Source organism: Streptococcus pseudopneumoniae IS7493, assembly GCF_000221985.1.
GTDB lineage: Bacteria > Bacillota > Bacilli > Lactobacillales > Streptococcaceae > Streptococcus > Streptococcus pseudopneumoniae.
Map to the genome: position 1 here is coordinate 1,678,197 of NC_015875.1, position 19,350 is coordinate 1,697,546.

Here is a 19,350-nt window from a genome sequence, read left to right on the forward strand (position 1 = left end):
TTAGACTTTAGGAGGTCTTATGAAATTATTAGAAGAGCGCATCCTCAAGGATGGGCATATCTTGGGTGATAACATCCTCAAGGTAGATTCCTTTTTAACCCACCAAGTTGACTTTAGCTTGATGAGAGAAATCGGTAAGGTTTTTGCGGAAAAATTTGCTTCTGCTGGCATTACCAAAGTCGTAACCATTGAAGCGTCGGGTATTGCCCCAGCCGTTTTTACAGCTGAAGCCTTAAACGTTCCCATGATTTTCGCTAAAAAAGCTAAAAACATCACTATGAATGAAGGCATCTTAACTGCCCAAGTTTACTCCTTTACCAAGCAGGTAACCAGCACCGTTTCTATCGCTGGAAAATTCCTCTCACCAGAGGACAAGGTCTTGATTATCGACGATTTCCTTGCTAATGGCCAAGCTGCCAAAGGCTTGATTCAAATCATCGAACAAGCTGGTGCCACAGTCCAAGCTATCGGTATTGTGATTGAAAAATCCTTCCAATATGGCCGTGATTTGCTTGAAAAAGCAGGCTACCCTGTTCTATCACTCGCTCGTTTGGATCGTTTTGAAAATGGTCAGGTCGTATTTAAGGAGGCAGATCTCTAATGCAAACTCAAGAAAAACACTCGCAAGCAGCCGTTCTTGGCTTGCAGCACTTACTAGCCATGTACTCAGGATCTATCCTGGTTCCCATCATGATTGCGACAGCCCTTGGCTATTCAACTGAGCAGTTGACCTACCTGATTTCCACAGATATCTTCATGTGTGGTGTGGCAACCTTCCTCCAACTCCAACTCAACAAATACTTTGGGATTGGGCTACCAGTCGTTCTTGGGGTTGCCTTCCAGTCGGTAGCTCCCTTGATTATGATTGGGCAAAGCCATGGTAGTGGCGCTATGTTTGGTGCCCTTATCGCATCAGGGATTTACGTGGTTCTTGTTTCAGGTATCTTCTCAAAAGTAGCCAATCTCTTCCCATCTATCGTAACAGGATCTGTTATTACCACGATTGGTTTAACCTTGATCCCTGTCGCTATTGGAAATATGGGAAATAACGTTCCAGAACCAACTGGTCAAAGTCTCTTGCTTGCAGCTATTACTGTTCTGATTATCCTCTTGATCAACATCTTTACCAAAGGATTTATCAAGTCTATCTCTATTTTGATTGGTCTGGTTGTTGGAACCGCCATTGCTGCTAGCATGGGTTTGGTGGACTTCTCTCCTGTTGCGTCAGCACCACTTGTCCATGTCCCAACTCCACTCTACTTTGGGATGCCAACCTTTGAAATCTCATCTATTGTCATGATGTGTATCATCGCAACGGTGTCTATGGTTGAGTCGACTGGTGTTTACCTAGCCTTGTCTGATATCACGAAAGATCCAATCGACAGCACGCGCCTGCGCAACGGTTACCGCGCAGAAGGTTTGGCCGTACTTCTCGGAGGAATCTTTAACACCTTCCCTTACACAGGATTTTCACAAAACGTTGGTTTGGTTAAATTATCAGGTATCAAGACTCGCCTGCCAATCTACTACGCAGCTGGTTTCCTGGTTCTCCTTGGACTCCTTCCTAAGTTTGGTGCCCTTGCTCAAATCATTCCGAGCCCTGTCCTCGGTGGTGCCATGCTGGTGATGTTTGGTTTTGTATCCATTCAAGGGATGCAAATCCTCGCTCGTGTTGACTTTGCTAACAATGAACATAACTTCCTTATCGCAGCTGTTTCAATCGCTGCAGGTGTCGGACTCAACAACAGTAATCTCTTTGTCAGCATGCCGACAGCCTTCCAAATGTTCTTCTCAAACGGAATCGTCGTAGCTAGCCTACTCGCCATTGTACTCAATGCTGTATTAAATCATAAAAAGCAATAAGAAAAAGAGGTGCGAGCCTCTTTTTTTGTTTATCACAAATTGATTATAAATACTATCAATCCCAATTCCCATCTAATATTTCTTTTATAAACTTCTTAGGCATCCAAAAGGAGTGTTTTGTAATCCTACGTCCATCTGGAAGTTCATCTGTATCAGATAATGAGCCTTTCCCAACAAATTTTCCTTTTTCAATTTCATAGTAAGCATTGGTAGCATGTAATTTCGTAAATAGAATTCTATTTATCTTACTTTGAGGGAAATTAGTTGAAACTTTATTACCATTTTGAGTTAATTTAACTCCGTCAGAAATAATTTGTCTAGTTTCCTGCCACACTCTTTCGATTTCTTCTAATTGTCTATCCTGAAATCCCCAAAATTTGATAGAATCTAATACAAATAGCTTAGGTTCAATTTCCTTAAAAATAACGAAGAGGAATCGTTTATTATAAATTTCATTATAAACATGTGATGATTCCCAACTATCTGTTTCTGCTAATTCTTTAAAACAATAAGTTTTAAATGGAGAGTCTTCCTTAGGTAAATTATTCTTATCTACTCGAATAACTCTCAAATTCATGTTTGCTTTTTGAAATTCTTTGGTCTTATCCAAATCCCCTGTCAAGCCTAAAATTTTTCTAATCAGAGTACTATTCTTACCTTTTGCCTTGGGATTCACTTCAAATCTATCATATAACTTTTGTTCAGAGAAACCTTTGTAGGAAAGAATCTTCTCTGCAATAACCTCAGTAAATGACTTTTTTTCACCCCTAAAATTAGCCAAAACACTTTCTTGATCTGATTGGTTAAAGATTTTATGATTAATCAGATAGGTCATATAACTTGATTTTAATTCCCAAGCTCTTTGTTTTGCTAATTCATGACTAAATGGTTGCTGTCTTAAATCCTTTCCTTTACCTGCACCTTTTGTACAAGTTGATAAATAGTTTCCATCTGATTCTGATAATTCATGTGCCCTTCCATTTTTGATTTTATCTGTAATCTTCTGATAGTCTTCAAGGATGACTGCCATATCCTCCTCAAACCATTCATATAAAAATATTTTTTCAATGACATAGTCCTTCATTGTTTGATTGGGAATTAAGCCATTGTAAAACAATAACAAAATCTTTGCACATTTTTTCCATAAATGAGTGAAGTAAAAATCCTCTAAATTTTCCTCCATATAGTTTAGTATTGTTAATACAAGTCGTTCTTTTGCACTAAGTGTCCCATTTTTGTTTATCTTAAAAGGAGTAACTTTTAACTCTACACCTATTTTTTCAAAGTCAGCTTCCGAGTCACTATTTGGCTGGTAACCATAGAAATATTTTTCAATATAATTTCCATACTGCCCTTTTGACTTCATACTAATTGCTTTATCTTGTACCTCAGAGACTACTCTATCATTATAATCGTCATATGATTTATAAAGCGAACGATTATACTCTTCCATAACATCGGAAAATTTTCTATTTAATAGTTTGTTAGAATATTCAATAACACTATCGATATCTTCATCGTTATAGTTAAATAAGTTTTGATCCATTTTCTTCTCCTATCTTTTATATTATATCAAATTAAACTAAAGCAAACATTAATACTTGATCAATCATTGAAAATAGTATATAATGGATTAAACTGTAAAAAAATGAAGGAGAAAAGATGAAAGTTCTCGAACTATTTGCTGGAGTTGGCGGTTTTCGGATAGGATTAGAAAATGCCGATAAGCAACTCTTTAAAACAAAATGGGCAAACCAATGGGAACCATCTCGTAAATCTCAAGACGCATTTGAGGTCTATGATTATCACTTCCCCAATAGCGAAAACATCAATATTAGTATCTCTGATGTAACAGACGAACAATTTTCCAAAATGGATGCCGATATGATTGTCGGTGGTTTTCCTTGCCAAGATTACTCTGTTGCGCGTAGCAAGAAAGATGAAAAAGGTATTGAAGGAAAAAAAGGAGTTTTATTTTGGGAAATCATTAGAGCAACTGAAATCATTAAACCCAAATACTTAATTCTGGAAAACGTGGATAGGCTTTTAAAAGCGCCCTCAAAACAGAGAGGACGTGATTTTGCAATCATGCTAACAGCTTTTAATAACCTTGGATATTCTGTAGAGTGGAGAGTTATTAATGCTGCTGAGTATGGAAGAAGCCAACGAAGACGTCGTGTATTCTTTTTCGTATATCGAAATGATACAGTCTTTGCCCAAAAAAATGACAATCTTTACGAAAAAAATGAAGAAATCTTTGAAGATAATAGGTATGATGACTATATTTTCAATCAAGGTCTATTTGCAAAACAATTTCCTATTAAACCTATAGCAGTTAAAAATCGTCATGTGTTTTATGAGTTACCAAATGATATAGTTGAAGTTTCAGATACTTTTACTGGTACTGTTTGGAATACAGGAATTATGAGACATGGAAAATACTATTCTATTGATACAGAACCTAATTACAATGGCAATCCTATCACTCTAGGAGAAATTCTTCAAGATGAGTCTGAAGTACCTGAAAAATATTTTTTAACTGATCAGTCAAAATTGGAAAAATTTCAATATCTTAGAGGATCTAAGAAAATTGAACGAACATCCTCTGACGGACATCAATACATCTATTCAGAAGGAGGAATGTCCCCTTATGATGATTTAAACCTTCCAGGACGAACAATGCTTACATCCGAAGGAACAGTTAATCGTTCCACACATTTATTATTTGTAAACAATAAATATAGATTAATTACACCCATTGAAGCTGAACGCCTTCAGGATTTCCCAGATGATTGGACAGCTAAAAAGAAATTGTCAGATGGATCTATTGTAGAGGTATCTGATAAAATGAGAATGTTTTTTATGGGAAATGCTTTGGTTACTGAGATTGTAAAAGAAATTGCTAAATTTATTAAAAAAATTGATTAATTTATCTGAAACTAAAAAAGAGGTGCGAGCCTCTTTTTTGTGTGACAAAATAAAAACATCTATCTAATCATATATGCTAGTGTCATAGTTCTGAAAATCATCTGAATCAAGAACAATTTCACAACTCTTATACTTTTCTCTTACAAGTCGTTCGGCTTCATCTGGATTTTCAGCCTCTATACTTACTAAACGTGATAAAGTTTCTGTAATTTCTACTGTATACTTTTTCAGTTTTAAATTGCTTTCCAATCATTCACTTATTAGCAATAATCTATATAGTTTTGGGCTTTCCAACCACTCTGGTAATTCATCTCCATATTCCCAGCTATATTTTTTATTCAATAAAAAAAGTTGTTTCTCATCACCAAACTCCATATTTTCAGACAACCACCTCACACAATCAGGGTCTGATAAAGTATAAACCATTACACATAAGTTTTCATAATTTCCGATACTTTCCTCTACCTTTAAATTCTATTATTTCTTTGTCTCTTAATATTTGAAGCTGTTGCCTAATCTTTTCTTTGATATGATTGTTCTTAACAAAGATATTTTTTAGGTCACTTTCAAAACGATACATATCTTCAAGGGTAAATTCTGAACCCTCTATCTTATCTATACAATTTAGAATTTCTATTGTCCAACCTCTTACTGAAAGAGAGTTCTTCCTTAAAAATAAACTTTGCTTAAATTCTTTTGTAACTTTTTCTGGATCTCTAACTTGTCCATTTTTCACAAAAAATATTCTTCCTTTAGAAAGTACTTGTGATAAATCAATGTTACAACCAATCCAACCTGCTCGTCTAGCAGTTGGCGCAAGTGGCTTCCTTTGAATAATTGATTTCGGTGTAACAAATTGCTTCGGAAGGACAAGAAAATTATTTACCTCAAAATTTTTTGTATAAGTTAAAAAAGAAATTAGAATTATTATCTACCTGCACACGCTCCATCATCGTTGCATAAGCACCATCATTGATTGTTGATGAAAAATTTCCTTTTTTGCTCTTTAGTTCAAACTCCTCACTACAATGATTACAGTAAAAATCTGCTACAGGTCTATTATTTTCAAAATGATTTAAAGGATTTTTCCCACAATTAGGGCAATAAGACTGACGATAAACCCAATCCTCCATTAAGATACGTGCCTTCTGACTATTACTTTTATAGGTTTCTACTAGTTCTAAATTAAATTGTAATTCCATTTAAAAATTCCTCACTAATATGAGAATTCACTCGATATAAGCAATTAAAATCTACTATAACTAGTATACCACATATATGTACCTATTACATTTGTATTTCATCATTCTCTTTTATATTTCCTTCTCACATATCTCATAAAATATACCCTAGTTCTTGAGCTAATTTTAAAGAAAAAGCATAAAATTGAGCTATATTCGCTGGTATGGTAATTGCCATGGCAAGTCCACCTGGTAATCCTGCAACAACAGAAGTCCCACTCGCTAATAAAACATTATCCCTAATACAGACATTAGCCACTCGATCTAAGATTTCTTAAGATAAGAGAGACGTTGGGCCTTGTTCTAATAAGGTAGGAATGTCCTGTGAATCTAATTCTTTGGAAAACTTATCCACTAAAAACTTCGAACGATCAACCTTAACAACAGGTAGTTTCACCACTTGTTGCAATACTTGCATAGCTAAGTCTTGTTCAGCCATATAAATACCTCTTTCTCTTGTATCTTTATCTCATAATATCACACTATCTAAATTTTATAAATCTTTTTAATAATTTTTAATACTCTTCGAAAATCAAATTCAAACTACGTCAGCTTCACCTTGCCCTACTCCAGTACAGCCTGCGGCTAGTTTCCTAGTTTGCTCTTTGATTTTCATTGAGTATAAGTCTAGAAAGATTCCCCCATCATGTTTTATTGCCTTTTTCTCCACCAAAAAAGAGGGTTGCCCCTCTTCTTTAGTTCTTATCCAGATTGCGTAGCATCTCGTCAATCTTGTTTCCATACTCGATGGACTCGTCTTTGACGAAGGTCAAATCTGGGATTTTGTACAATTTCAAATTGCGACCAAGTTCACGTTTGATGGTACCAGTTGCTTTTTCAAGCCCGATTTGGACTTTTTGGATATCCGAAGCAAGGTTACTCAAAATGGTGTAATAAACCTTGGCAACAGACAAGTCACCCAGCATCTGAACATCTGTGATGGTCACACCTTGGACACGTGGATCACGGACTTTCTTTTGCAAAATCTCATTGACTTCACGCTTGACTTCCATGCCCACACGATCTGTACGGAAATGATTTGCCATGATATTCCTTTCTCTACTTTGAACCAAAAGCTAGGCCAGCAGACCTAGCTATTTTTATTAGATAGAGGAACTAGAGCCATTTGAATCTAGGAAACAAGCCTTAGATAGAACTGAAGTTCATCAAGGCGCTGTTGACGACGAGTCAAATGAGCTATCGTTTCTCTATTATCTCTTGATTTCTTCCATGACATAGGCCTCAATCACATCATCCATCTTAATATCATTGTAGCCGTCGATCATCATTCCACCTTCACGGCCGTTTGTAACTTCCTTAACGTCGTCTTTATAGTGTTTCAAGCTTGCGAGTTCACCATCATAGATAACGACACCATCACGGATAACACGGACTTTAGAGTCACGGGCAACCTTACCGTTGATAACCATAAATCCACCGATAGTTCCCACTTTAGACACCTTGAAGGTTTCACGAATAACTGCTTCACCGATAACTTTTTCTTCGAATTCTGGATCAAGCATCCCTTTCATGGCTTCTTCCATCTCTTCGATAACCTTATAGATAATGCTGTGGAGACGAATTTCCACATCGTCAGCTTCTGCTTGTTGACGAGCTTGTGGTGTAGGGCGTACGTTGAAACCAACGATAAAGGCATTTGAAGCTTCGGCAAGGGTCACGTCAGATTCATTGATAGCACCGACCGCTGAGTGGACGATGGTCACTTTGACACCTTCCACATCGATTTTCTGAAGTGATGCAGAAAGGGCTTCAACAGAACCTTGTACGTCAGCCTTAATGATAACGTTAACAGACTTGAGTTCACCAGCTTTAAGGGTATCAAAGAGGTTTTCAAGGCTAACACGTTGGGTAGCTTGACGTTGTTTCATGAGGGCACGTTTGGCACGCTCTTCACCTGCTGCACGCGCAGATTTTTCATCTTCGTAGACAGCAAAGTGGTCACCCGCCATTGGCGCTTCGTTCAAACCTGTGATTGAAACTGGCGTTGATGGACCTGCTACCTTAACACGACGACCAAGGTCATTGGTCATAGCACGGACACGACCGAAGGTATTTCCGACAACGATTGGGTCTTGAACATTCAAGGTACCTTGTTGAACAAGAAGGGTTGCGACCGCACCTTTTCCTTTATCCAAGCGCGCTTCGATAACTGTACCGATCGCACGCACTGTTGGGTCTGCCTTGAGTTCTTGAATTTCAGCTACAAGAAGGACTGTTTCCAACAATTCTTCGATGTTTTGGTTGAATTTAGCTGAGATTTCAACAAATTCAGAATCTCCACCCCAAGCAGTTGACATAACTCCATGCTCTGCCAATTCACCGATAACGCGTTCTGGGTTAGCACCTGGTTTATCAATCTTGTTGATAGCTACGATGATTGGAACATTGGCCGCTTTTGAGTGGTTGATGGCTTCGATAGTCTGAGGCATAACCCCGTCATCTGCCGCTACGACCAAAATCGTAATATCGGTAACAGAAGCACCACGCGCACGCATAGATGTAAAGGCCGCGTGTCCCGGTGTATCAAGGAAAGTAATCTTCTTGCCATTTTCCACGATTTGGTAGGCACCGATATGCTGAGTGATACCACCTGCTTCACCTGTCGCAACACGAGAATTACGAAGGGTATCTAGGAGTGTTGTTTTACCGTGGTCAACGTGTCCCATGATAGTTACAACTGGTGGACGCTCAACCAATTCATTTTCATTGAGATAACCATCTTCGACAAAGAAACGTTCGATGTCAGCATTATCCACTTCAACCTTTTGTTTGGCTTCGATACCGTAATCCACCATGAGGAGTTCGATGGTTTCCCCATCCAAGGATTGGTTTTGTGTGGCCATGACACCCATCATAAAGAGTTTCTTAACGATTTCAGCTGGTTCACGTTTGATACGTTTTGCGATTTCCGCAACGGTCATACCATCTGTATACTCAAATTCTGTTGGCAATTCATGGAATTTACGCTCTGTAACAGGTTTTGGAGTCTGATTACGGTTGTTCTTGTTATTGCCTTTTTTGTTCTTTTTGTTGTTATTCCAGTTACTATTCTTTTGATTTCTCACTTGATTTTGACTACTTCGATTCTTTTGTTGTTTTCTAGGACCATCTTCTTCGTGATCATAATCGTCACGATTTTTGTCTGGTCGAGCTTGTTTCTTACGACGTGTATCCACTGGCGCTTCTTTAGCTACAGGAGCAAGTTCAACCACTGCTTGAACTTGCTGTTCTTGTTGCGCTTGTTCAGCTAACTTAGCCGCTTCTTCAAAGATTTCCTCTGGTTCCTTGCGTTTGTTAGCTTGAGCCAAGGCTTCTTTAGCAGCCTGATACTGCTTGAAACGTTCCTCACTTGAACGTGCATATTCAGCATTTTGCTCTGCTTTTAGGGCTGCTGCACGGGCTTTAAAGTCAACACGTGGAGCCGCTTGATTTGGACGTTTATCCTCTTGTTGACGGCGTTCATTTCCTCGATTTTGCTGACCTTGCTGTTTCTTAGCTTGATCATTAAAGCGACGATTATCGCGGTTGCCTTGACCTTGTTTTCCACCATTGCGACCGTCGTTTTTCTGACGGTTTCCGTTTTGTTGTTGGTCACGGTTATTGCCCTTATTTTGCTTGCGTCGTTCTGCCTGTTCTTTGGCACGAGCTTCACGCTCAGCCTTGAAATTACGACTTTGCGGTTTAGCTGCTACTTTTTCTGTTTTCGGAGCGACTGGCTCAGCAGGTTTTGCCTCTTCCTTAGCTACAGCTGGTTTAGCTGGCTCAGATTTTTCGGCTTTCTTTTCTGCACTTACTTTTGGTGCTGCAGGTTTTGCTTCTACTTTCGGAGCAGCTGCAGGCTTAAAGCTGGCAGCAATTTTTGCAGCGACAGCTTCTTCCACACTTGATGAGTGGCTTTTCACATCCAAGCCCAACTCTTTTGCACGCGCTACAACTTCTTTACTTTCTTTTCCAAGTTCTTTTGCGATTTCGTACAATCTTTTCTTAGACAAATCATGTCCTCCTCTTCTATTCCATAAGAGACCTCATTTTCTTTGTAAATCCAGCATCTGTTACAGCCAAAACCTTTCTCGATTTCCCGACTGCTATGCTTAATTCCAGTGTTGAAAACACGGTTACAATTTCCACTTGATAATAATGACTTTTATCTTGAATCTTCTTGGTCAGATTGGGTCCAGCATCATGAGCTAGAAAGACCAACTTGGCCTTGCCGTCTTGAATGGCCTTGACCACCAATTCTTCACCCGATATAATCCGCCCTGCTCGCTGAGCAAGTCCCAAGAGATTACTTATCTTTTGCTTATTCAAGTCCTAACTCTCTTCTTTTCACTTTGTGATCCACATAAGCGATCAACTCGTCATAAAAGCTTTCTTCCACTTCCATGCTAAAGCTGCGGTTAAAGACCTTCTTCTTTTTCGCCTCTAGGGCTTCTGCATTGTCTAGTTTGATATAAGCGCCGCGGCCATTGGCCTTGCCCGTAGGATCAATAAAGACTTGTCCTTCCTTGTTCTTGACAATGCGGAGCAAATCACGCTTATCAATCACTTCGTTAGACACAACAGACTTGCGCAAAGGGATTTTTCTTGTTTTCATCTTTCCCTCCTCTAGCAGCTTTTATTCTTCTACAGTATCGTTTTCTACTTCCAACTCTACTGAAGCAGCGTCTTCCATGGCTTCAAATTCGCTAGCAGACTTGATATCGATACGGTAACCAGTCAAGTGAGCCGCCAAGCGCACGTTTTGTCCACGACGACCAATGGCAAGAGAAAGCTTGTTATCTGGAACAACCACCAAGGCACGTTTGCTGTCGTTTTCATCAAAGATAACTTGGTCAACCTCAGCAGGAGCGATGGCATTGTAGATAAATTCAGCTGGATCTGCTACCCACTCGATAACATCGATATTTTCTTCGATTGGTACCATGCGGTCATTTTTAGCATCGTAACGAGCTGGGTGGAATTTGCTAGTAATCTTCTTGATATTAGCACCACCACGTCCAACGATTGTACCGATAGCATCCACGTTTGGATTGTGGCTACGAACAGCAACCTTCGTACGGTCACCTGCTTCACGAGCCACGCTCATGATTTCAACAGTTCCATCATAAACTTCTGGAATTTCTTGCTCCATCAAACGTTTGATCATTTCTGGATGGCTACGGCTAACAAAGACGTTCACACCACGAGGGTTGTCTTCAACCTTGTAAACATAAACTTCGATACGATCATGAGAAGCAAAAACTTCTCCAGGAATTTGGTCTTGTTTTGACAATTGGGCTTCGATGCTACCAAGGTTGACATAGATAAAGCGGTTGTCAAAGCGTTCTACTGTACCAGACATGATTTCTTGCTCATGTTCTTTGTAAGTATTGTAAGTGATGGCACGTGTTTGCTTGCGCATTTTTTCCATGATGGTTTGTTTGGCAGATTGGGCTGCTACACGACCAAACTCAGCTGGTGCTTCTTCAAACTTGATTTTGTCTCCAAGTTCATAAGCTGAATTAATGGCAAGAGCATCTTTCAAGCTGATTTCCAAACGGCTATCAAATACTTCATCAACAACTTCACGGACAGTATAAACTGTAAAGTCACCTGTTTTTTCGTTGAAGTCAATAGCTACGCTGTCTGACTGACCATAGCGTCTGCGATAAGCGGAACGAAGCGACTCTACTACTGCGTCGATGATATCTTCTTTTTTGATTCCCTTGTCTTCTTCCAAAATGCGGAAGGCCTCTAGCATTTCTTTACTCATGTTTTCTTCACTTTTGAATCCTCAAAAGCTATCCTTTCTTTTTCTATAATTTAACTGCTAAACGTGCTTTTGATACTAAACTGTATGGAATTTGGACGGTTTTCTTACGCGTCTTGTCCATATATTCCATAGTCAACTCGTCCTCTTCGAAGGCCAACAAGGTTCCTTCAAAGACCTTTTGCTTATCGATGGCTTGGTAGAGCCCGACATGGATGTATTTTCCAACCGCTCCAGCGACGGCATCCTTGGTTTTCAAAGGACGTTCCAAGCCTGGACTGGTAATTTCTAGGAAATATTGTTCTGGGAAGGGATCTGGCTTGATGGTGTCTAGGACAGGACTGATAATTTCTGTTAAGTCTGCCGTGTCGTTCAAGGTAATTCCTTCGGGTTTATCTACAAAAATACTGAGAATCATGTCACTGCCAATCTTTCCATACTCGATATCCACGAGTTCAAAAGGAGCTTCTATGACAGGTTCTACAACTTCTCTGACTAATTCTACGATTGTTGCGATTGCGTCCACCTCCTCATAAGCAAGAGGCGAAGATATTTCCCCGCCTCACTTTTCATATTCTTACTCTTAGTATAGCACGTTTGCCAACTTATGTAAAGCAAAAGCACTTATACAGCCTGATTTCAGGCTATTTCTTAAAATTCTGCCTCAACTCGGTAGATAACTTGCCCCTTGTTGGAGAATTTTTGTTCGTATTCTGTCATGACATTGCCTTCAAAATCACTGGCATGTAGGTCAAGCCAGACGCCATTGAGTTTCATGCCATACTGAGAAAAGCTCACTAGGCTATACTCAAACAAACCACGGTTATCCGTCTTGAAATGAATTTCTCCATTTTCAGGCAAGATACGCTTGAAGGTATCCAAGAAGGTTTTGTAGGTCAAACGACGCTTTTCATGACGCTTTTTAGGCCATGGATCTGAAAAGTTCAGATACAAGCGATCAATCTCACCGTCTTCAAAGTAGTCAGTCAAGTCAGAACCATCTACCCACAAGAGCTTGATGTTCGGCACTCCAACTTCAAGCACCTTATCCAAAGCGTAGCTCAAAACAGACTTTTGAATATCAATCCCGATATAGTTGATGTCAGGGTTTTGCTTGGCCATACCTGAAACAAAGGCACCCTTTCCACTTCCAACTTCCACATGAATGGGATTGTTATTGCCAAACAAGTCCCGCCATTTTCCCTTGGCTTCCAAGGGATTGAGGACCACATACTGGGGATTTGCCTCTAGTAATTCTGTCGCCCCTTTACGATTTCTAACTCTCATCTTCTCTTTCCATACTTGTCTCGGAAGTGACGCAAGCCATGAATCTCCCGATTGACATTTTCTAAATCTTGGTTCATATAATACTTGGAAATCTGGCTCAAATAAGACAATTGACCGTACCAATACAATTTACTTAATACCGTTTGATTGTACTTGTAACCGTAGTAGGTCAACCATTCCTTCCACTGATGTTCTGGAATATAATGGCAGAGCATATGGGCCACATCAAACATGCGATCGGTCAAGCGAACCGAATCCCAATCTACCAAATAAATCAAGCCACTATCCGTCTCAATCCAATTACTATGTCGTACATCTCCATGGACAATGGTCGCATAGTCCTCTCTAAATCCTGGAATAGTCTGACGTAAATCAGCCATCACTTCACTGATAAAATGATTTTTACGCAAAGCATCTGGAGCCGTTTCTTGCCAAGACTGTAGTAAATCTACAGGTGTTTCCATGGCATAGCCCAATCGACTCAACTGTGTCATCAAAGGACGTGAGCGATGAAGACGGGTTAAAATATTGACGATTTGTTTACGATTCATATCATAGGGGGTCAATATCTTGCCTGTCAACCATTCTTGAGCACACATATCACGTCCATCTGCCAAACGGCGACTCCATAATAATTGTGGAGCAATTTGTTCTCTAGCTAGACCAGGTAGGATTGGAGAGGTGTTCATTTTCACAAAGATACGCTTCCCATCAGGATAGCTACCCATATAAGCCTTGCCACTTTTCCCAGGTATGGGAGTCAGTGTTAGCTCATTATCACCCAAATCCATTTCTTTCCTCCGTATAAAGTTTCCTTACTATTCTACTAGTTTTTGGCCTATTCGTCAACCACTCTAACCCGATTCTCAAAGAAAAGCCTCTGGAGTGGTTTGGGTTATCATTATAGAAAGAAAAAGGTAAGCACAATCTCCTACTTACCTTTTCATGATTTTTATAAATAATATAAGAGTGGCCAACTGTTGTAAAGCATATGGACTAGAGTAGAAACCCATAGGTTTTGGCTCTTTTTATAAACAAACCCCCAAGTAGATAAAAAATAAACGAAGGGACATTAGAAGGTCCATGCATGAAAGAAAAGAGAGAGGAAGTTAGCACAAGCCCTAACCAAGAATTGTCAAAAACCGCACCTTGAAGAAGTCCTCTGAAAATGAGTTCCTCCTGGATGGGGCCAAAAACTGAGGTAGTCAAAATCAAAGACAGGGAAATTCCTCTGCTGACTTCCGCCAAGTGTTGAACTCCTGCGCCAGAAGAAACAGCAAAGAAATGAATATAAACCAGCGTCTCAAGCACACTTAGAAGAAAGATTGCAATGAAAAGCATAAGTTGTTTCTTGCTTAACATCCCAAAAGAAATCATTTCAAACTTTCTAGCATAAGCAACACTCAGCGAGGTTACAAGGAGACTTACAATAATCAATGCAGATTCATTTTAAAAAAAATCCCCATGGTTAATCGTATAAGGAACTGTAATGACGATTATTAGTACTAAAAATCCAAAGCACAAGGCATGAAATTTATCAAAAAACTCCATAAAATTATCCTCCTCACCAAACAGACTTCCTACGCGTCATCCTTTAGCTCTAACCTTTCCAAAACAAACCATTTTAGTAACCAAAATCCGACTACATAACCAGCCCCTAAGAAGATAGCCATTAAAGATAGCATGGGATTTAGGAAATAAAAGACCGTCACAGATACAAAGGTTAGCACAAAAACATTGAAGGCAATGGTGTCGGAAGACAAATCTAGAATATAGGGTGTCAACCAGTCTAAGGTTTTGGAATCTAGGAAAAATAAGTGTTTATACATGATGACCTCCTTTATGGCTGAAAAGCAAGTCTTTTGTTTTTTTACCCCAAGACCCTATGTAGAAAAGTGAGCAAAAACGGGAAAATCGCTACAATATTATTGATCACATGCACCGCATAGGATGGATAAATACTCTTGGTATAGCGGGTCAAACCGGCAAAGATGATTCTAAATGTTGCAAAGACGAAAATATCTAACAAACTAGGTAGGCTTGAAAAATGAGGAAGAGCAAATAAAATTGACGGAAGAAGCAAATCAAGGCCAAATCGCGAATGTTTAAAGAAGGCGTGTTGAAGTAATCCTCTATAAATCAATTCTTCCATTAGTGGAGTCAGGAAAAACAGGGTTACATAGATACCTAGCTCGGCAAAGTTGGTCCCACTATAACCGATCAATACAGCCCAACCTTCAGCAGTTGACTGAACATGTTTAGCTGTCTGAACGTTAAAAGAGATCTGGAGCACTAGCACTAATACTGTCAAAATCGAATACCAAAGCCATTTTTTTCTCGGAATGCGAAAAAGATAGCCGTGCCCTGTCTTAAACAGAATCCAAATCATGACTCCACTAAATAGCAAACTCAAGAAATTTTGAATCCAGACGAAATTGCCAATCTGGGAAGAAAATTGCCAATAATTTTGAACAATAAGCGTCAGCCGAGAAAGACCAAATACGAAAAATAGGTAAGACAAGACTACACTTATTTTGAAAACAAGCTGATACTTTTTCATAGAAATTCTTCCTCATTTCTTGTATTTCAGCCTATATTCCACATAAATGAAAACCTGCTCCTATATAACCACGGTCATGATAACCGCGCGGGCAGTAACCACTTACTGGAAAAGGACCTGAATTTTTTAATATAGGAGGGTAAGAACCGAATGGACTTACCTGATTAGCGTACCCTCTATAAATATCAGATACATCCCCACCCTCTATACGAGCAAGCATTTCATTATCCATAACTGCAAATTGTGACATCATTTTTGTATCCATGACGAATATCTCCTTTTTTATGTTTAATTTTTGTCCTATTGCAACCTTAATAAGGTTAGTATACTACTATTTTTTAAAATTTTCCATCCAAATCACGAATGGTCATCAAAACATCTTGAATTGTAAAAAATTTAAAAAGCAAGCATGAAAAACATACTTGCCCTAAGGGAACTTGACAATATGAAAATACAAAATAGAAAACTATGCACCCTCACTTCCGTCTGTTCTCATATATTCTCATAATCGCAACCAGGATACAGGCTGTCCCACTTGCCAAAACCAAGAGGGTAATGATAATGTTGAGAATTTCAGGCGTACTCCCTATTCTGTTGATAAGACGGACTAAAGACAATACTGTCAATAAGAGTAAAGCTACTGACCCTGTCCGAATTAAAGAAGCCATTCGGTTCTCAACCGCATATAAAAAGGATGGCAACATAACACAGGCTATAGCAATCACAAACAGGTTGCTCCCCGTTTCTTCTCCCTTGTTCACTACGGAAATCATGAGAAGATTCGATGCTATGATCAACGTAGAACAGATGATAAAATAGGATTTCTTATTCATTTAATATACCTCACATACTATGGTAAAAGTCAAACTGGACAAAAACAAACTTTAACTGTTAGCTTCTGAAAATTGAAACATTGTTTTTGTATTCACGAGGAATGCCTTTTTTTATTTTCGTCCTGTTAGAATACCGTTGCTTGTACTCCATCAAGCAACCCCATTCCATTAGATAGTATGTTGTCTAGCTCCTCCATCTTTTCATCTGAAAATGTTATTTTTCAGCGTTGATTGCTTTTTCATAGGTCGCTATCATCCTTGACAACACCATCTTCCCAAACTCTTCTCCAAGCAACTTCTTTTTCCTTGCCATTTTTTACCCCTTTATTTTACATTTTTTAGTTCTGATTGTTGTTTTTTTCTTCCTCTTCGTCTTCTTTTCTTTTATTTTCTTTATAATCGTTCAGCATTTCAAAACCTTTATCAAAAGCAAAAAAACCTAAACCTAAAGAAAACGGCGCTCCGACTATTTCTATAACTTTTGCCCACCTTGGCCCAAAATCTTCTGAAAAATAAGCAAGCGCCCCGACGGCTACAACTGCTAAAATTAAAAAATATGCTCCAAAATCTGCACCTTCTGTTACTCTAGCTTTTTCTGTTCTACTATTCTTACTCATGATAATTTTCCTTTCATTTTCGATTTTCTACTTCAGCTAATACTAACTATTTACCATTCATTTCATATACAGTTATAATCTTTTATATATAAAATAAATACACCTATTTTCTCACTCTTGTCTATAGGCAAATTCTAGCTATATGTTATTACAAACAAATAGTATCATTTCACCTGTTTACCACTATTTTTATTTGTGAATTTTTTTGTTTCACTTTAATCATTACAGAAGTTATAAAAAATGCGATAGCCATCCGAAGCAGTTGATAACTTTCTTCCTCTCCTGTTTTCGGTAATAATTTTTCATTCGAAGTAATAGATTTGCTTACATAATCAGTCCCCTTAACATCAGTTGAAGGAGTTTTATTTTCTTGAGCAACATCAAAAATAGGTTTGGGAGTTTCCAATTGATTCTTATTGTCTAACATTGCTAAATTGTCAGATTGAGTAGTTTTAGCTTCAGAAGTTGAGTTTGTACTCTCCACTTTCCCACTATTTTCACTATTAGAATTGGGGTTATCATTGGATATTTTCATTTCGGTTCTTTTTTCATCACTCATACCTTTGCTGTCGCTTACAACTTTATCACTAATACTCATGCTGTCATTTCTGGTTTTCTCATCACGGACACTTTCAGTTACTGTTTCCTCAGAAGATTTTACTGTCTCCGTTTGCTTAGGTGAGTTTCTCGAGTGCATATAATCATACACCTGTTGTGCAGTTGCTCCGCCACCAACCCATCCAGATATCGGATGTCCATTTTTTAAATACAAAATTGTTGGTGTTCCTGGAATACCGACTTTTTTAAATAGAAACTCTCTCGCTTCCCCATCAAAATCCTTACCATCCAAATCATAATACTCTAACTTCTTTTCAATCAAGTTATTAAATTCTTTCAATTCAGGAGAAAATTGACGACAATGAGAGCAAGTTTTTCTACCAAAATAAATAGTATGTTCCAATTGATCCTCTGTAAAAGATTGACGAACAGCTTCAATATCTATCTTTTTAAAGTCCGTAACATTCTTCTCATACTCTTCTGGGGTTACAACAGAAGGTTTATGCTCCATCTTTTCCGTACCCGATTGTAAATCTGGCGCCACAAGAGAACTATCATTCGCCTGGATAGATGAAGTAGTAGGCTGTTCTTCTGCATATGCAAGACCTGCTGTAATAGATGCAAACACAAGTGGTACAAGTAATAGCGATTTTATCTTTTGATTCTTCATAAGAATACTCATTTACATTTGTTATCTTTATCTTACCTTATTTAAGATTACAAATTCATATAAATCTTAAATGGTCATCGAAACATCTTGAATTGCAAAAACTTCATTATAAAAGGGTAAGTATTGCGAAAACACTTACCCCTTTATACTTTATTAAGCTCTACTTTTTATAATACTTCAAACCCCAAATGAGCAGAAGCATGATGGTTGAGCAGAGAATAGCGCCAATATAAGCGATTAGTTGTTGATAGGATTCTGCTACTGTGATACCTCTATACAAATAGATAATAGACATAAAACCTGTCAAGCCGATATACATAAGTTGATTGGTTCTAGGACTAACCAAATCATCATCTTCAAACTCTCATTTTCCTAGTGAGGTAAACAGTGACCAAAATAGAAGCCAGGTTAATAATCACTAAAAGAAATTGGATGACAATATCGATATTCGAATAGTGATAATAGCGTCGCTTATCATCGGTCACAAGGTGTTTTGACATGATTTCTTTTAGATTCAACTTTGTGAAGAGTTATTTGAAAAGCAGAGAACCAGCTTGATTGATCAGATTTCCACCATCGAAAGAAAAGTGTGATAAAGTATTGTTTTTCATAGACTTATTTGATATACTGAGCATTGGAGTGTCCTTTTGTTTTTATTTTTTGAACTTATATCATAAAGGAGAAACTCCCTTTTTTCCAGTAAAAACAGCACCCAATGGGTGAAAAGAGAAAAGCATCTAGAATCCTTGGTTTCATACCGATTCTGGATGCTTTTTTGTGTTATATATGCATAATCAGGTTTCTCTAATGTGGCCATAAAACTGAAACTGCCGCCCCACCAGCTGCACAAATTAAATAAATCTGCGGGGTTGGGAAAGGGATTGTCTGCGCACAAAGCGAAATCCCCTCAACCGCACCACCTACTCCACTTAAAAATCTGTCTGCAAGTTGTTTATCTCCAGCTGTTATCGTTGTTAGTTTTTCATCAGGTAAAATGATGAAATTATTTACTGATTGTTCCAT

The 19,350-nt window shown here is 38.4% G+C and carries 20 protein-coding genes and 5 pseudogenes; 3 read left to right on the top strand and 22 right to left on the bottom strand.

The window, feature by feature from the left end; all coding sequences use genetic code 11:
• Positions 1–19 precede the first annotated feature (19 nt).
• Both SPPN_RS08595 and SPPN_RS08600 read left to right on the top strand, forming a co-directional pair.
• Positions 20–601, top strand: a complete 582-nt coding sequence (locus tag SPPN_RS08595; RefSeq protein ID WP_000770417.1) for a xanthine phosphoribosyltransferase — start codon at positions 20–22, stop codon at positions 599–601.
• Positions 601–1,863, top strand: a complete 1,263-nt coding sequence (locus SPPN_RS08600; protein WP_001194509.1) for a nucleobase:cation symporter-2 family protein — start codon at positions 601–603, stop codon at positions 1,861–1,863. Before SPPN_RS08595 ends, SPPN_RS08600 begins: the two co-directional genes overlap by 1 nt.
• Positions 1,864–1,918: 55 nt before the next feature.
• Here the strand turns inward: SPPN_RS08600 and SPPN_RS08605 are convergent, their stop codons facing one another.
• Positions 1,919–3,409: a Sau3AI family type II restriction endonuclease gene (locus SPPN_RS08605; protein WP_000372610.1), complete on the bottom strand. Its 1,491-nt coding sequence runs from the start codon at positions 3,407–3,409 to the stop codon at positions 1,919–1,921.
• A gap of 116 nt (positions 3,410–3,525) precedes the next feature.
• On the opposite strand from SPPN_RS08605, the gene dcm reads away from it, so the two are divergent.
• A complete protein-coding gene (dcm, locus tag SPPN_RS08610) occupies positions 3,526–4,791 on the top strand; it encodes a DNA (cytosine-5-)-methyltransferase (protein WP_000865859.1) in 1,266 nt (421 codons plus the stop codon).
• Between the two features lie 63 nt (positions 4,792–4,854).
• Here the strand turns inward: dcm and SPPN_RS14030 are convergent.
• The 21 genes and pseudogenes from SPPN_RS14030 to SPPN_RS08705 all read right to left on the bottom strand — a co-directional run.
• A pseudogene (locus tag SPPN_RS14030) lies at positions 4,855–5,235 on the bottom strand (DpnD/PcfM family protein); the annotation flags it as partial.
• Positions 5,231–5,993: pseudogene (locus SPPN_RS12970) on the bottom strand (DpnI domain-containing protein). The pseudogenes SPPN_RS14030 and SPPN_RS12970, both read right to left, overlap by 5 nt.
• Positions 5,994–6,132: 139 nt before the next feature.
• A pseudogene (locus SPPN_RS14035) lies at positions 6,133–6,471 on the bottom strand (hypothetical protein); the annotation flags it as partial.
• Between the two features lie 99 nt (positions 6,472–6,570).
• A complete protein-coding gene (locus SPPN_RS14220; protein WP_259390853.1) occupies positions 6,571–6,702 on the bottom strand; it encodes a hypothetical protein in 132 nt (43 codons plus the stop codon).
• 25 nt (positions 6,703–6,727) lie between these two features.
• Positions 6,728–7,078: a 30S ribosome-binding factor RbfA gene (rbfA, locus tag SPPN_RS08625; RefSeq protein WP_001273605.1), complete on the bottom strand. Its 351-nt coding sequence runs from the start codon at positions 7,076–7,078 to the stop codon at positions 6,728–6,730.
• Positions 7,079–7,243: 165 nt separating this feature from the next.
• Positions 7,244–10,045: a translation initiation factor IF-2 gene (infB, locus tag SPPN_RS08630; protein ID WP_000039199.1), complete on the bottom strand. Its 2,802-nt coding sequence runs from the start codon at positions 10,043–10,045 to the stop codon at positions 7,244–7,246.
• A 16-nt stretch (positions 10,046–10,061) separates the two neighbouring features.
• Positions 10,062–10,361, bottom strand: coding sequence for a YlxQ-related RNA-binding protein (locus SPPN_RS08635; RefSeq protein ID WP_001041390.1), 300 nt, complete (start codon positions 10,359–10,361; stop codon positions 10,062–10,064).
• Positions 10,354–10,647 carry an RNase P modulator RnpM gene (gene rnpM, locus SPPN_RS08640; RefSeq protein ID WP_000857562.1) on the bottom strand — a complete coding sequence of 98 codons (294 nt, stop codon included), beginning with the start codon at positions 10,645–10,647 and terminating at the stop codon, positions 10,354–10,356. Before rnpM ends, SPPN_RS08635 begins: the two co-directional genes overlap by 8 nt.
• A 21-nt stretch (positions 10,648–10,668) precedes the next feature.
• A complete protein-coding gene (gene nusA, locus SPPN_RS08645) occupies positions 10,669–11,805 on the bottom strand; it encodes a transcription termination factor NusA (protein WP_000032273.1) in 1,137 nt (378 codons plus the stop codon).
• A 43-nt stretch (positions 11,806–11,848) separates the two neighbouring features.
• Positions 11,849–12,328 (bottom strand): ribosome maturation factor RimP, encoded by a 480-nt coding sequence (gene rimP, locus SPPN_RS08650; protein ID WP_001808691.1) that lies wholly within the window; start codon positions 12,326–12,328, stop codon positions 11,849–11,851.
• A 125-nt stretch (positions 12,329–12,453) separates the two neighbouring features.
• Positions 12,454–13,089 carry a tRNA (guanosine(46)-N7)-methyltransferase TrmB gene (gene trmB / locus SPPN_RS08655; RefSeq protein ID WP_001266102.1) on the bottom strand — a complete coding sequence of 212 codons (636 nt, stop codon included), beginning with the start codon at positions 13,087–13,089 and terminating at the stop codon, positions 12,454–12,456.
• Entirely contained in the window at positions 13,086–13,880 is a 795-nt protein-coding gene (gene ccrZ, locus SPPN_RS08660; protein ID WP_000363006.1) for a cell cycle regulator CcrZ, read from the bottom strand. Before ccrZ ends, trmB begins: the two co-directional genes overlap by 4 nt.
• Before the next feature lie 161 nt (positions 13,881–14,041).
• Positions 14,042–14,640 (bottom strand): annotated as a pseudogene (locus SPPN_RS08665) (lysostaphin resistance A-like protein).
• 29 nt (positions 14,641–14,669) lie between these two features.
• On the bottom strand, positions 14,670–14,918 hold the full coding sequence (gene blpZ / locus SPPN_RS08670; RefSeq protein ID WP_000276507.1) for an immunity protein BlpZ: 249 nt from the start codon (positions 14,916–14,918) through the stop codon (positions 14,670–14,672).
• A 41-nt stretch (positions 14,919–14,959) separates the two neighbouring features.
• Entirely contained in the window at positions 14,960–15,649 is a 690-nt protein-coding gene (locus tag SPPN_RS08675) for a CPBP family intramembrane glutamic endopeptidase (protein WP_000760553.1), read from the bottom strand.
• Between the two features lie 31 nt (positions 15,650–15,680).
• Entirely contained in the window at positions 15,681–15,914 is a 234-nt protein-coding gene (locus SPPN_RS08680; RefSeq protein WP_000379956.1) for a ComC/BlpC family leader-containing pheromone/bacteriocin, read from the bottom strand.
• Positions 15,915–16,125: 211 nt separating this feature from the next.
• Complete coding sequence (locus SPPN_RS12320; protein ID WP_420173450.1) at positions 16,126–16,422, bottom strand: hypothetical protein; 297 nt, start codon at positions 16,420–16,422, stop codon at positions 16,126–16,128.
• A gap of 398 nt (positions 16,423–16,820) precedes the next feature.
• Positions 16,821–17,099, bottom strand: coding sequence for a hypothetical protein (locus SPPN_RS08690; RefSeq protein WP_000042206.1), 279 nt, complete (start codon positions 17,097–17,099; stop codon positions 16,821–16,823).
• A gap of 169 nt (positions 17,100–17,268) precedes the next feature.
• Positions 17,269–18,327: a DUF6568 family protein gene (locus SPPN_RS08695; RefSeq protein ID WP_000795768.1), complete on the bottom strand. Its 1,059-nt coding sequence runs from the start codon at positions 18,325–18,327 to the stop codon at positions 17,269–17,271.
• Positions 18,328–18,487: 160 nt separating this feature from the next.
• Positions 18,488–18,827, bottom strand: a pseudogene (locus SPPN_RS08700) (immunity protein).
• A 304-nt stretch (positions 18,828–19,131) separates the two neighbouring features.
• The gene (locus SPPN_RS08705; protein ID WP_000438253.1) at positions 19,132–19,350 is read right to left on the bottom strand and encodes a hypothetical protein; all 219 of its coding nucleotides are present in this window, start codon (positions 19,348–19,350) and stop codon (positions 19,132–19,134) included.